This is a genomic window from Synechococcus sp. CCY 0621 (assembly GCF_019038465.1).
GTDB lineage: Bacteria > Cyanobacteriota > Cyanobacteriia > PCC-6307 > Cyanobiaceae > Cyanobium.
Genome location: NZ_JAFKRH010000071.1, coordinates 1 through 294 on the forward strand (window position 1 = coordinate 1; position 294 = coordinate 294).

Annotated in this window: 1 protein-coding gene; it reads left to right on the plus strand. The window is 66.0% G+C overall.

Annotated features, from left to right (window positions below; translation table 11 throughout):
* Window positions 1–294: glycogen/starch/alpha-glucan phosphorylase (locus KUG43_RS16650; RefSeq protein WP_216910953.1), on the plus strand; the 294-nt coding region annotated here is incomplete at both ends.

Consider the following 294-nt stretch of genomic DNA (forward strand, 5'->3'; position numbering starts at 1 on the left):
GCAGCAGCACTTCTTCGTCAGCTGCTCCCTCCAGGACATGATCCGCAGCCTCGATGCCCGCGGCATTCCCATCGAGGAGTTCCCCGACCACTGGGCCGTCCAGCTCAACGACACCCACCCCTCGATCGCCGTCGCCGAGATGATGCGGCTGCTGCTCGACGACAAGCACCTCGAGTGGGAGGCCGCCTGGGCCATCACCACCGCCTGCCTCTCCTACACCAACCACACCCTGCTGCCTGAGGCGCTCGAAAAGTGGGGCCTCGATCTCTTCGGCTCCCTGTTGCCCCGCCACCT